The organism is Pseudomonas sp. NPDC098747, assembly GCF_044760045.1.
Taxonomy (GTDB): Bacteria; Pseudomonadota; Gammaproteobacteria; order Pseudomonadales; family Pseudomonadaceae; genus Aquipseudomonas.
In genome coordinates, this window is record NZ_JBIWAL010000046.1 from 33,985 (window position 1) to 46,163 (window position 12,179).

General features: G+C 60.0%; 11 protein-coding genes. 9 read left to right on the top strand and 2 right to left on the bottom strand.

The annotated features are described in order from the left end of the window. The first annotated feature begins 242 nt into the window (after positions 1 to 242). The 9 genes from ACIQVE_RS22685 (at position 243) to pdeM (ending at position 10,868) form a co-directional block, all read left to right on the top strand. The gene (locus ACIQVE_RS22685; RefSeq protein WP_402812435.1) at positions 243 to 1,277 is read left to right on the top strand and encodes a ligase-associated DNA damage response exonuclease; all 1,035 of its coding nucleotides are present in this window, start codon (positions 243 to 245) and stop codon (positions 1,275 to 1,277) included. Beyond that, the gene (locus ACIQVE_RS22690) at positions 1,274 to 2,962 is read left to right on the top strand and encodes an ATP-dependent DNA ligase (protein ID WP_402812438.1); all 1,689 of its coding nucleotides are present in this window, start codon (positions 1,274 to 1,276) and stop codon (positions 2,960 to 2,962) included. The genes ACIQVE_RS22685 and ACIQVE_RS22690 overlap by 4 nt, the downstream gene beginning before the upstream one ends. Before the next feature lie 380 nt (positions 2,963 to 3,342). After that, positions 3,343 to 4,125, top strand: a complete 783-nt coding sequence (locus ACIQVE_RS22695) for a transporter substrate-binding domain-containing protein (protein WP_402812441.1) — start codon at positions 3,343 to 3,345, stop codon at positions 4,123 to 4,125. Positions 4,126 to 4,181: 56 nt separating this feature from the next. Beyond that, complete coding sequence (locus tag ACIQVE_RS22700; protein WP_402812444.1) at positions 4,182 to 4,910, top strand: ABC transporter permease; 729 nt, start codon at positions 4,182 to 4,184, stop codon at positions 4,908 to 4,910. Further along, positions 4,907 to 5,617: an ABC transporter permease gene (locus tag ACIQVE_RS22705; protein WP_402812447.1), complete on the top strand. Its 711-nt coding sequence runs from the start codon at positions 4,907 to 4,909 to the stop codon at positions 5,615 to 5,617. The genes ACIQVE_RS22700 and ACIQVE_RS22705 overlap by 4 nt, the downstream gene beginning before the upstream one ends. Before the next feature lie 19 nt (positions 5,618 to 5,636). Continuing rightward, on the top strand, positions 5,637 to 6,755 hold the full coding sequence (locus ACIQVE_RS22710; RefSeq protein ID WP_402812450.1) for a succinylglutamate desuccinylase/aspartoacylase family protein: 1,119 nt from the start codon (positions 5,637 to 5,639) through the stop codon (positions 6,753 to 6,755). A gap of 13 nt (positions 6,756 to 6,768) precedes the next feature. Then, positions 6,769 to 7,533, top strand: coding sequence for an ABC transporter ATP-binding protein (locus ACIQVE_RS22715; RefSeq protein ID WP_402812452.1), 765 nt, complete (start codon positions 6,769 to 6,771; stop codon positions 7,531 to 7,533). A gap of 192 nt (positions 7,534 to 7,725) precedes the next feature. Further along, entirely contained in the window at positions 7,726 to 10,212 is a 2,487-nt protein-coding gene (locus ACIQVE_RS22720) for a ligase-associated DNA damage response DEXH box helicase (RefSeq protein WP_402812455.1), read from the top strand. Next, positions 10,212 to 10,868 carry a ligase-associated DNA damage response endonuclease PdeM gene (gene pdeM, locus ACIQVE_RS22725; protein WP_402812458.1) on the top strand — a complete coding sequence of 219 codons (657 nt, stop codon included), beginning with the start codon at positions 10,212 to 10,214 and terminating at the stop codon, positions 10,866 to 10,868. Before ACIQVE_RS22720 ends, pdeM begins: the two co-directional genes overlap by 1 nt. 55 nt (positions 10,869 to 10,923) lie before the next feature. Here pdeM and ACIQVE_RS22730 read toward each other — a convergent pair whose 3' ends face one another. Together ACIQVE_RS22730 and dcd are read right to left on the bottom strand one after the other, a co-directional pair. Then, the gene (locus ACIQVE_RS22730) at positions 10,924 to 11,133 is read right to left on the bottom strand and encodes a hypothetical protein (RefSeq protein ID WP_042557949.1); all 210 of its coding nucleotides are present in this window, start codon (positions 11,131 to 11,133) and stop codon (positions 10,924 to 10,926) included. A gap of 107 nt (positions 11,134 to 11,240) precedes the next feature. Further along, positions 11,241 to 11,807, bottom strand: a complete 567-nt coding sequence (gene dcd, locus ACIQVE_RS22735) for a dCTP deaminase (protein ID WP_402812461.1) — start codon at positions 11,805 to 11,807, stop codon at positions 11,241 to 11,243. Positions 11,808 to 12,179 lie beyond the last annotated feature (372 nt).

Genomic DNA, 12,179 nt, shown 5'->3' on the forward strand with positions numbered 1-12,179 from the left:
CCCCCCTCTCCCTCCGGGAGAGGGCTGGGGTGAGAGTCGCTGCAAAGACACACCGACGTAAAAACCCCGCCGTGAATCCATAGTCGACACGGTTTCTCAGGTCGATGGATAGCGTCATACACTTCGGTCGGCCCCCTCTCCCTCCGGGAGAGGGCTGGGGTGAGGGTCGCTCTTGAAAATCCATAGAACTTCTAACCACGCACCATCCTCATAGCTAACAAGCCCCCCATTCTGGTAACGACATGGATCTTGTTATCGCGCGCCCGGAAGGTTTGTATTGCCCCGCCGGGGATTTCTATATCGACCCCTGGCGCCCCGTCGAGCGTTCGGTGATCACCCATGCCCACGGTGATCACGCCCGCACCGGCAACCAGCATTATCTGGCCAGCAGCGCCAGCGAAGGGATTCTGCGCGCGCGTCTGGGACAGGACATCAACCTGCAAACCCTCGCCTATGGCCAACGCCTGACCCACCACGGTGTCACCTTGAGTTTCCACCCGGCCGGTCATGTGCTCGGCTCGGCGCAAGTGCGTCTGGAATACGGCGGCGAAGTCTGGGTCGCCTCCGGGGATTACAAGATCGAGCCGGACGGCACCTGCACGCCGTTCGAACCCGTACGCTGCCACACGTTCATCACTGAATCGACCTTTGGCCTGCCGATCTATCGCTGGCAGCCACAGGCGCAGGTGTTCAGCGAAATCAACGAGTGGTGGAAAGCCAACATCGCCGCCGGCAAGGCCAGCGTGTTGTTCTGCTATTCCTTCGGCAAAGCCCAGCGAATCCTCCACGGCATCGATGAAAGCCTCGGACCGATCCTCAGCCACGGCGCCGTCGAACCATTGAACCGGGTTTATCGCGAGGCAGGCGTGTACCTGCCGCCGACGATCTACGCCGGTGATGTGAAGAAAAACGATCCGATCATGCGCCAGGCCCTGGTCATCGCTCCGCCATCGGCCGGCGGCAGTACCTGGATGCGCCGTTTCGGCGACTACAGCGACGCGTTCGCCAGTGGCTGGATGCGCCTGCGCGGCACGCGTCGGCGGCGTGGGGTCGATCGCGGTTTCGTGCTGTCCGACCACGCCGACTGGCCCGGTCTGTTGTGGGCGATCAACCAGACCGGCGCCGAGCGGGTGATGGTTACCCACGGTTCAATTGGCGTACTGGTGCGCCATCTGCGCGAGCAAGGCCTCGATGCTCAAGGATTCAACACCGAATACGGCGATGACGAAGAAGAAAGCGCCCCCAGCGCACCGAACATTGCCGAGGTCCCGGCATGAAAGCCTTCGCCGAGTTGTACGCCGAACTCGACGCCACCACGTCCAGCAACGCCAAACTGGCGGCCATGCAGGCCTACTTCACTCAGGCCGAACCACAAGACGCCGCGTGGGCGGTGTATTTTTTATCCGGCGGCCGGCCCCGGCAACTGGTGCCCGTGCGAATCTTGCGCGAACTGGCGGTCGCGGTCTCAGGGCTGACGCCATGGTTGTTCGAGGAGAGCTACCAATCGGTCGGCGACCTTGCGGAAACCATCTCGCTGGTGCTGCCGGAAAACCCGCACAGCTCCGACGCCGGCCTCGCCGAATGGATCGAGGAAAAACTGCTGCCCCTGCGCGGTGAGACGCCAGAGTTCCTGTCCAGGCAGTTGCCGGCGCTGTGGGCGCAACTGGATCGGGCGAGCCTGATGCTGTGCATAAAACTGATCACCGGCAGCTTCCGCGTCGGCGTGTCGAAACTGCTGGTGACCCGCGCGTTGGCCTCAATGGCAGGGCTCGACAGCAAGCGCGTGGCGCAGCGTCTGGTGGGTTACACCGACCTGTCGAACCGGCCGAACGCTGCCAGTTACCTGAAATTGATCGCCGCAGAATCTGCCGACGAGCATTCTCAGCGAGGTGGCCAGCCGTACCCGTTCTTCCTCGCGCATGCCTTGGCGCAACCAGTTGAGGAGTTCGAAGCGCTGATCGGCCCGGCAAGCAATTGGCAGGTGGAATGGAAGTGGGATGGCATCCGCGCGCAAGTGGTCAAGCGTGACGGCCGTTTGTGGGTGTGGTCGCGCGGCGAAGAACTGGTGACCGAGCGCTTCCCCGAACTGGATGTGCTGGTGCACGGCTTGCCCGATGGCACAGTGATCGACGGCGAAATTGTGGTGTGGAAAAGCACCCGTCCGCACACCGAAGACGCCTTCGATCCGCAATCGACCGAGCCGCCCGCGGTGCAACCGTTCGCCCTGCTACAACAGCGAATCGGGCGCAAAACCCTCGACAAGAAAATCCTCGAAGACGTGCCAGTGGTGGTGCTCGCCTACGACTTGCTGGAATGGCAAGGCGAAGACTGGCGCAATCAGCCGCAAGCCAAGCGCCGAGCACAACTGGAAGACGTCATCGCCCGCTGTAACAGCCCGGTGCTGCTGCCCTCACCGGTATTGACCGGCACGGACTGGTTCGACCTCGCTCGCCAGCGCGAAGCCTCCCGGCGCCTGGGCGTCGAAGGCATGATGCTCAAGGCGCGCGATGCGATGTACGGCGTCGGCCGCACCAAGGACATGGGCGTGTGGTGGAAATGGAAAGTCGACCCGTTCAGTGTCGACGCGGTATTGATTTATGCACAGCGCGGTCATGGTCGCCGCGCCAGCCTGTACAGCGATTACACCTTCGCCGTGTGGGACGGTCCGCCCGAATCCAGTCAGCGCGCACTGGTGCCGTTCGCCAAGGCCTATTCAGGGCTGACGGATGCGGAAATGCGTCAAGTCGACAGCATCGTGCGCAAAACCACCGTGGAAAAATTCGGCCCGGTCAGCAGTGTGAAACCGAGCCTGGTATTTGAACTGGGGTTCGAAGGCATCGCCCTCTCGCGGCGGCATAAAAGCGGAATCGCCGTGCGCTTCCCACGGATGCTGCGCTGGCGGCAGGACAAGACGGTGGACGAGGCGGATAGCCTGGCGACGTTGCAGGATTTATTGGCCTGACCCCACTCTCAAAAGCACAACGATACCCTGTGGCGAGGGGATTTATCCCCGTTGGGCTGCGAAGCGGCCCCAGCATTCCCTCAGGCGGACCAAATTTTTAAGGTTTGCGACTGCTACGCAGCCGAACGGGGCGGTGCGACGTTTCGCTAAATCCCCTCGCCACAAGTGCCCTCGATTTCTGATCATGAACTGAAACGGTGCAAGGTTTTTAAGACGCCCATTTCCGTGCACCAATCCCCTCCTCATCCATCAATCCCCACCTTTTAAAACACTTGTTCGGGACTCTGGTTCGGAAATTGCTACTTTCTATAGGTCGTACGCGTTCCAGTAACAATAATTCTGCGCCACAAGCGCTCATATTGGTTCTTAGGGATTGAATAATGAAAAAAGCATTGCTGACCCTTTCTGCACTGGCGTTGTGCATGGCCGCTGGCTCCGCGCTGGCCAAGGAATACAAAGAGCTGCGCTTTGGCGTTGACCCTTCGTACGCACCGTTTGAGTCGAAAGCGGCCGACGGCAGCCTGGTGGGCTTCGACATCGATCTGGGCAACGCGATCTGCGCCGAACTGAAGGTCAAGTGCAAGTGGGTCGAAAGTGACTTCGACGGCATGATTCCGGGCCTCAAAGCCAATAAATTCGACGGTGTGATCTCGTCGATGACCGTGACTCCAGCCCGCGAAAAAGTCATCGACTTCTCCAGCGAACTGTTCTCCGGCCCAACCGCTTACGTATTCAAGAAGGGTTCCGGCCTGAGCGAAGACGTTGCGTCCCTCAAAGGCAAAACCGTCGGCTACGAGCAAGGCACCATCCAGGAAGCCTATGCCAAAGCCGTGCTGGACAAGGCTGGCGTGAAGACTCAGGCCTATCAGAACCAGGATCAGGTTTACTCCGACCTGACTTCCGGCCGTCTCGATGCCGCCATCCAGGACATGCTGCAAGCCGAACTGGGCTTTCTGAAGTCGCCTAAAGGTGATGGCTACGAAGTCAGCAAGCCAGTCGACAGCGAATTGCTGCCAGCTAAAACTGCTGTCGGTATCAAGAAAGGTAACACTGAGCTGAAAGCGCTTTTGGATAAAGGTATCAAAGCGTTACACGACGACGGCAAATACGCCGAGATTCAAAAGAAACACTTTGGCGATCTGAATCTGTACAGCGGCAAATAATGCCCCGGCGCCCATCCTCGATGGGCGCCTTTTCCATCCGCTCAGGTTGCTGATTTATGTTCGAAAACCTCTTACAAAATCTGGGGCTCTCTGCGTTCAGCCTTCAGGGTTTCGGCCCGTTGCTGTTGCAAGGCACCTGGATGACCATCAAATTATCGGCGATGTCGCTGCTGGTGGCCGTATTGCTCGGTCTGCTCGGCGCCAGTGCCAAGCTGTCAAAAGTCAAACTGGTGCGCCTGCCCGCACAGCTCTACACCACGCTGATTCGCGGGGTGCCCGATCTGGTGCTGATGCTGCTGATCTTCTACAGCCTGCAAACCTGGCTGACGTCGCTGACCGATTACATGGAATGGGAATACATCGAGATCGACCCGTTCAGCGCCGGGGTGCTGACCCTCGGCTTCATTTATGGCGCGTATTTCACCGAAACCTTCCGTGGCGCGATCCTCGCCGTACCGCGCGGTCAGGTTGAAGCCGCCACCGCCTATGGTCTCAAACGCGGCCAGCGCTTTCGCTTCGTGGTATTCCCGCAAATGATGCGCTTCGCGTTGCCGGGCATTGGCAACAACTGGATGGTGATGCTCAAGGCCACCGCGCTGGTGTCGATCATCGGCCTGGCCGATCTGGTCAAAGCTGCGCAGGACGCCGGTAAAAGCACCTATCAACTGTTCTACTTTCTGGTCTTGGCCGCGTTTATCTACCTGCTGATCACCAGTGCCTCGAATTTCATCCTGCGCTGGCTCGAACGCCGTTATGCCGCCGGTTCCCGGGAGGCCGTACGATGATCGAACTCCTGCAGGAATACTGGAAAGCCTTCCTTTATACCGACGGCCAGAACATCACCGGGCTGGCGATGACGATGTGGCTGCTCAGCGCCTCGATCTTCATCGGCTTCATTGTCTCGATTCCGCTGTCGATCGCGCGGGTTTCCCCGCACTTCTATGTCCGCTGGCCGGTGCAGTTCTACACCTACCTGTTCCGTGGCACGCCGCTCTATATTCAACTGCTGATTTGCTACACCGGCATCTACAGCCTTGCCGCCGTGCGCGAGCAGCCGATTCTCGACAGCTTCTTTCGCGATGCGATGAACTGCACGATCCTCGCCTTTGCCCTGAACACCTGCGCCTATACCACGGAGATTTTCGCCGGGTCGATCCGCAGCATGAACCATGGCGAAGTCGAAGCGGCCAAGGCCTACGGTCTGACAGGGTGGAAGCTGTATGCCTACGTGATCATGCCCTCTGCCCTACGCCGTTCGTTGCCTTATTACAGCAACGAAGTGATCCTGATGCTGCACTCGACCACCGTGGCCTTCACTGCGACCATCCCCGACATCCTGAAAGTCGCCCGGGACGCCAACTCGGCGACCTTCCTGACTTTTCAATCGTTCGGCATCGCCGCGCTGATTTACCTGACCATTACTTTTGCGCTGGTCGGCCTGTTCCGCTTGGCCGAACGCCGATGGCTGGCCTTCCTCGGGCCGACTCACTAGGACTAGGATCAAAAAGCAAATGCGCCACCAGATACATGACCTGCTAGCCCCGCTGCCGGGGACCGCACGACAGATTCACAGTTTTCACTTTGGCCCCGAACAGGCCAGAGGCAAGGTCTACATCCAGTCCTCGCTGCATGCCGATGAACTGCCCGGCATGCTCGTGGCCTGGCACCTCAAGCAGCGCCTGGCCGAGCTGGAAGCGGCCGGCCGCCTGCGCAGCGAAATCGTGCTGGTGCCGGTGGCCAACCCGATCGGCCTCGAACAAGTGCTGATGGACGTGCCGCTGGGCCGCTACGAACTGGAGAGCGGGCAGAACTTCAATCGCTGGTTCGTCGACCTCAGCGAAGAGATCGGCAACGACATCGAGGGCAAGCTGAGTGATGACCCGCAACGCAACCTCGAACTGATCCGCGCCAGCCTGCGCCACGCCCTCGCCCGCCAGACCGCCAGCACGCAACTGCAATCCCAGCGCCTGACCCTGCAACGGCTGGCCTGCGATGCCGACATGGTGTTGGACTTGCACTGCGATTTCGAATCGGTGGTTCACCTCTACACCACGCCCGAAGCATGGCCGCAGGTCGAGCCGCTGGCGCGTTACATCGAATCGCGCGCCAGTCTGTTGGCCACTGACTCCGGCGGCCAATCGTTCGACGAGTGCTTCACCCTGCTCTGGTGGCAACTCAAAGAACGATTCGGCGAGCAGTTCGAAATTCCGCTGGGCAGTTTTTCGGTGACCGTCGAGTTGCGCGGTCAGGGCGATGTCAATCACCCCATGGCCAGCCGCGACTGTCAGGCGCTGATCGATTATCTGATCCAGTTCGATGCGATCGTCGGTGAGACCAAACCGCAGCCGCCATTGCCGTTCCCCGCTACGCCACTGGCCGGGGTGGAACCTGTGACCACGCCGGTCGGCGGCCTGCTGGTGTACACCGCCACGGCGGGGCAATACCTGGAGGCGGGCCAACAGATCGCCGAAATCATCGACCCGATCCACGATCGCGTCACCCCCGTTCATTGCACCACTGCCGGCCTGATGTACGCCCGTTCGCTGCGGCGCATGGCCACTGCCGGCATGGTGATCGCCCACGTCGCGGGCGCCGAAGCCTATCGCAGCGGCTACCTACTTTCGCCTTGAGGATGTCTGTCCCATGTACAAACTGACCGTTGAAGGCCTGCACAAAAGCTATGGCGACCATCAGGTGCTCAAAGGTGTGTCGCTCAAGGCCAAAACAGGTGATGTGATCAGCCTGATCGGCGCCAGCGGCTCGGGCAAAAGCACGTTTTTGCGCTGCATCAACTTTCTCGAACAACCCAACGACGGCGCCATGAGCCTCGATGGCCAGGCAATCCGCATGGTCACCGACCGTCACGGCATGCACGTCGCCGACGCTGATGAACTGCAACGCCTGCGCACGCGACTGGCGATGGTGTTTCAACATTTCAACCTGTGGAGCCACATGACCGTGCTGGAAAACATCACCATGGCCCCGCGCCGGGTGCTGGGTTGCAGCAAGCAGGAGGCCGAGGATCGCGCGCGGCGCTATCTGGACAAGGTCGGCTTGCCGGCGCGAGTGGCGGATCAGTACCCGGCGTTTCTCTCCGGTGGTCAGCAGCAACGCGTGGCGATTGCCCGGGCGTTGGCGATGGAGCCGGAAGTCATGCTGTTCGACGAACCGACCTCGGCGCTCGACCCGGAGCTGGTGGGCGAAGTGCTGAAGGTGATTCAGGGCCTCGCGGAAGAAGGCCGGACGATGATCATGGTGACGCACGAGATGAGTTTTGCGCGCAAGGTGTCGAGCCAAGTGTTGTTTCTGCATCAGGGATTGGTGGAGGAGGAAGGCGCCCCCGAAGACGTGTTGGGCAATCCAAAAAGCGAACGCCTGAAGCAATTCCTTAGTGGCAACCTCAAGTAACGTTCGACACGAAACCCATGTGGGAGCGAGCTTGCTCGCGAAGGCATTCCCTCAGTCATATCAATGTTGACTGTATTGACGCCTTCGCGAGCAAGCTCGCTCCCACAGGGAAATCCATCAGCCGACAAAATTAAACTTGTCCTGCCAAGCTGCGGTCACTGGAAGAACCCCTCCAGAGCGCGCGAAGCCGGCATGGCGAAATCTCCCGACCTTGCAAAAACCTGGTTCAGCGCCCGTGCCTGGAAGCCATTCGCCTTTCAGAAACAGGTCTGGGCGGCAGTAAAAAACGGCCAGTCCGGACTGCTCCACGCCAGCACCGGCGCCGGTAAAACCTATGCAGTGTGGTTTGCCGCACTCAATCGCTTCGCTCAATCCGCTCCCGTTGTTGAAACCACGCGCAAACGCAAACCCGTTGCCGAACCGCTGACCGTGCTGTGGATAACACCGATGCGCGCACTTGCCGCCGACACTGCACGCGCCTTGCAAACGCCGCTGACCGATTTGCAGATCCCGTGGAGCGTTGGTCTGCGCACCGGTGATACCAGCAGCAGCGAACGCGCGCGCCAGAGCCGACGCTTGCCGACCACGTTGATCACCACCCCGGAAAGCCTGACGCTGCTGCTCGCCCGCGCCGACGCCCACAGCGCGCTGTCGACCCTGCGCATGATCGTCGTGGACGAATGGCACGAGTTGCTCGGCAACAAACGCGGCGTGCAACTGCAACTGGCCCTCGCCCGTCTGCGTTATTGGCAGCCAGACCTTATCGTCTGGGGCGTCTCCGCCACGCTCGGTAATCAATCCCACGCCGAGCAGGTGCTGATCCCACAGGGCGGCGGCATCAGCATTCAGGGCCAGAGCGAAAAATCCCTGAAGGTCGACCCCCTCCTCCCACCGACTATTGAACGCTTTCCCTGGGCCGGACACATCGGTCTGAAGATGCTGCCGCAAGTGGTCGCCGAGCTCGACGCCTGCGCCAGCACGCTGGTGTTCACCAACACCCGAGCGCAGTCGGAAATCTGGTATCAGGCGCTGCTTGAAGCTCGGCCGGACTGGGCCGGGTTAATCGCCTTGCACCACAGCTCATTGTCCCGCGACACCCGCGACTGGGTGGAACAGGCCTTGAAGGACGGTCATTTGAAGGCGGTGGTCTGCACCTCCAGTCTGGATCTGGGCGTGGATTTCTTGCCGGTGGAACGCGTGCTGCAAATCGGTTCGGCCAAGGGTGTCGCCCGCCTGATGCAGCGCGCCGGGCGTTCCGGCCATGCACCGGGACGCACCTCGCGGGTGACGCTGGTGCCGACTCACAGCCTTGAGCTGATCGAAGCCGTCGCTGCCCGCGACGCCGTGGCGCAACGGCGCATCGAACCTCGACAGTCGCCGCACAAACCGCTGGATGTGCTGGTGCAACATTTGGTCAGCATGGCGCTGGGGGGCGGATTTATACCCGAGGAACTGTACGAAGAAGTCCGCGGTGCCTGGGCTTATCGTGACCTGACACCGGCGGATTGGGCGTGGGCGCTGGCTTTCGTACGCCATGGCGGGATGTCTCTGACGGCGTATCCGGATTACCGGCGAGTCGAACCGGATGAGCACGGTGTCTGGCGCGTACCTGATGCGCGTCTGGCGCGGCGGCACCGCATGAGCATTGGCACCATCGTCAGCGACGCGAGCATTCAACTCAAGTTCTGGAGCAAGGGTGGCGGTGGCAAACAGCTTGGCAGCGTCGAGGAAGGCTTTATCGCACGGCTTAAACCGGGTGATGGTTTTCTGTTCGCCGGACGTTTGCTGGAACTGGTACGCGTAGAAAACATGACCGCTTACGTCAAACGCAGCACCGCGAAAAAAGCCGCGGTGCCGCGTTGGAATGGCGGGCGCATGCCGCTCTCCAATGAACTGGCCGAGGCGGTAGTCACGCGTTTCACTGCTGCCGCGCAGGGTGAATTTGTCGGGCCGGAAATGCAGGCGCTGCGCCCCTTGCTGGAAACGCAGGCACGCTGGTCTGGCCTGCCCACGACCGATAACTTACTGGTCGAGGTGCTGAAATCCCGCGAAGGCTGGCACCTTTTTCTCTATCCGTTTGCCGGACGTCAGGTGCATTTGGGGCTCGCCAGCCTGCTCGCCTGGCGCGTCAGTCAGCGTCAGCCGGTGACGTTCTCGATTGCGGTCAACGATTACGGTCTCGAGTTGCTCAGCGCCACCCCGGTGGATTGGTCGCAGCAACTTGATGCCGAGCTGTTCAGCCCCGAGCATCTGCTGCGGGATGTTCTGGCCAGCCTCAACGCCGGCGAACTGGCCCTGCGGCGTTTTCGGGAGATCGCCCGAATTGCCGGGCTGGTGTTCGCCGGTTACCCCGGCGCGCCAAAAAGTACACGCCAGGTGCAGGCCTCCAGCGGTTTGTTTTTCGAAGTTTTCAAACAATATGACGCCGACAACCTGCTACTCGCGCAGGCCGGGGAAGAAGTCCTACGAGAAGAACTGGATATTCACAGGCTGGAACAGACGCTGGAGCACATCAATCGCATGAAGCTCGACGTGCACCTGATCAAACGTCCTACACCGTTGGGTTTTCCGCTGCTGGTGGAGCGTATGCGCGAGAGCATGAGTTCGGAAAAGCTCGCTGACCGAATCAGACGGATGGTGGGTGATCTGGAGCAAACCGCTGACAAAGGCAACGCCTGATGAATGCGCCCTACCCGGTTCGCCTGGCCGGTGAAGAACTCTGGTTGTTGCCGGAAAAAGCCCTGTATTGGCCGGCGCAACAGGCGTTACTTATCGCTGATGTACATTTCGGCAAGGCTGCCGCCTATCGCAGTCTAGGCCAACCGGTCCCGCAAGGCACGACGGCGAGCAACATCGCGGTGATTGATCGATTGTTGGCGAAACTGCCCTGTCGGCAACTGATATTTCTTGGCGATTTCCTCCACGGCCCCGGCTCTCATGCGGTAGGCACCTTAAGCGCGCTGTCGGAATGGCGATCACGCCACGCTGATCTGCCGATGACGCTGATTCGCGGCAATCACGACAAACGCGCGGGCGACCCGCCCGCATCGCTGAACATTCGCGTCGTGCCGGAACCGCTGTTGCTCGGCCCGTTCGCCTTGCAGCACGAGCCCGATCCCCACGCTGAAAGACATGTGCTGGCCGGACATGTGCACCCGGTCTATCGGCTGCACGGCAAAGGTAGGCAGAGCTTGCGCCTGGCCTGTTTCAAACTGGGCGAGCGTATCAGCCTGATGCCGGCGTTTGGTGCGTTTACCGGCGGTTATCGGGTCGAACGCGACGAGACCTGTAGGATTTTTATCATCGGCGACAACGAAATATGGCCAGTCAGTTGAAGTCCTTATGGACCTCAACTGACTGGCCATTTATTTAGCGCGTTTTTTATGCGAATCAGGCGACAGGCGCGGGTGGCGGCTCATCCGGAAGGGTCGGTTCGCCCGGCTCGGTCGGTTGTTCGTTGGGGGTATCAGGATCAGGCTGACCAGGAATCCCGCCGGCCATGCTGATGGGCGGATGTGCCAACAAGGACCAGGCCAAAACGCCAATCTGATTGGGCTCAAGCCTTGCCAGTTCGGCACTGATATGCGGATCGATCTTCATGGGGCACTCCTCGGCGAAGGCCCGTTTTGCCAGAAACAAAAACGGGCAGTACACCCCATAGAGTGTCTGCCCGCCAAAGAATTCCCGACATCCGCCGGATGGACGAATCAGGTGCGCGGCAGAGTCACGCCACGCTGGCCCTGATACTTGCCGCCGCGATCCTTGTAGGAAACTTCACACTCTTCGTCGGACTCCAGGAAGAGCATCTGCGCCACGCCTTCGTTGGCATAGATTTTCGCCGGCAGATTGGTGGTGTTGGAGAATTCCAGGGTCACGTGGCCTTCCCACTCAGGCTCGAGCGGGGTGACGTTGACGATAATGCCACAACGCGCGTAGGTGCTTTTACCCAGGCAGATGGTCAGTACATTGCGTGGAATACGGAAGTATTCGACGGTGCTGGCCAGGGCGAAGGAGTTCGGCGGGATGATGCAAACGTCACTGTGGATGTCGACGAAGCTGCCGGCGTCGAAGTTTTTCGGATCGACGATGGCCGAGTTGATGTTGGTGAACACCTTGAAGTGGCTGGTGCAGCGCACGTCGTAACCGTAGCTCGACACACCGTAGGAGATCACACGGTTGTCATCGTTGCCGCGCACCTGGCGCTCGACGAACGGTTCGATCATGCCGTGTTCCTGCGCCATGCGGCGAATCCACTTGTCCGATTTGATGCTCATGGCGGGTGTCCTGTATAGCGAGGTGGAAAAATTCTGTCCGGCATCTTACCGGTCGCGCAGCCGCGTTCAAAGTGCGCGGTGCAATTCTCGCCGAACACCCTGGAATTACGGGTTCTGACGACGAAACGACACACCGTCGATCCCGAAAACAAAGAAACCTTTGCAAGAAGGATTGGCACATTCCAGAAAAAGGGTTAAGGTGGCGCCACTGTGCTGCTTGTGTCACTGAGAATCTCTACACGATATGTTGAATTTCGATCCAACCATCTACAAGAATTTTTCCTGCTCTTTGCACTCAGTCTCGGCCAGGGTTCTTCCTGTTCCGCAGTTATCTTTGTTCAAGGAGTTACACCATGTCTAATCGCCAAACCG

Coding starts and splice junctions, on each gene's coding strand:
- ACIQVE_RS22685 (WP_402812435.1), top strand. CDS start 243: ATGGATCTTGTTATCGCGCGCCCGGAAGGTTTGTATTGCCCCGCCGGG.
- ACIQVE_RS22690 (WP_402812438.1), top strand. CDS start 1,274: ATGAAAGCCTTCGCCGAGTTGTACGCCGAACTCGACGCCACCACGTCC.
- ACIQVE_RS22695 (WP_402812441.1), top strand. CDS start 3,343: ATGAAAAAAGCATTGCTGACCCTTTCTGCACTGGCGTTGTGCATGGCC.
- ACIQVE_RS22700 (WP_402812444.1), top strand. CDS start 4,182: ATGTTCGAAAACCTCTTACAAAATCTGGGGCTCTCTGCGTTCAGCCTT.
- ACIQVE_RS22705 (WP_402812447.1), top strand. CDS start 4,907: ATGATCGAACTCCTGCAGGAATACTGGAAAGCCTTCCTTTATACCGAC.
- ACIQVE_RS22710 (WP_402812450.1), top strand. CDS start 5,637: ATGCGCCACCAGATACATGACCTGCTAGCCCCGCTGCCGGGGACCGCA.
- ACIQVE_RS22715 (WP_402812452.1), top strand. CDS start 6,769: ATGTACAAACTGACCGTTGAAGGCCTGCACAAAAGCTATGGCGACCAT.
- ACIQVE_RS22720 (WP_402812455.1), top strand. CDS start 7,726: ATGGCGAAATCTCCCGACCTTGCAAAAACCTGGTTCAGCGCCCGTGCC.
- pdeM (WP_402812458.1), top strand. CDS start 10,212: ATGAATGCGCCCTACCCGGTTCGCCTGGCCGGTGAAGAACTCTGGTTG.
- ACIQVE_RS22730 (WP_042557949.1), bottom strand. CDS start 11,133: ATGAAGATCGATCCGCATATCAGTGCCGAACTGGCAAGGCTTGAGCCC.
- dcd (WP_402812461.1), bottom strand. CDS start 11,807: ATGAGCATCAAATCGGACAAGTGGATTCGCCGCATGGCGCAGGAACAC.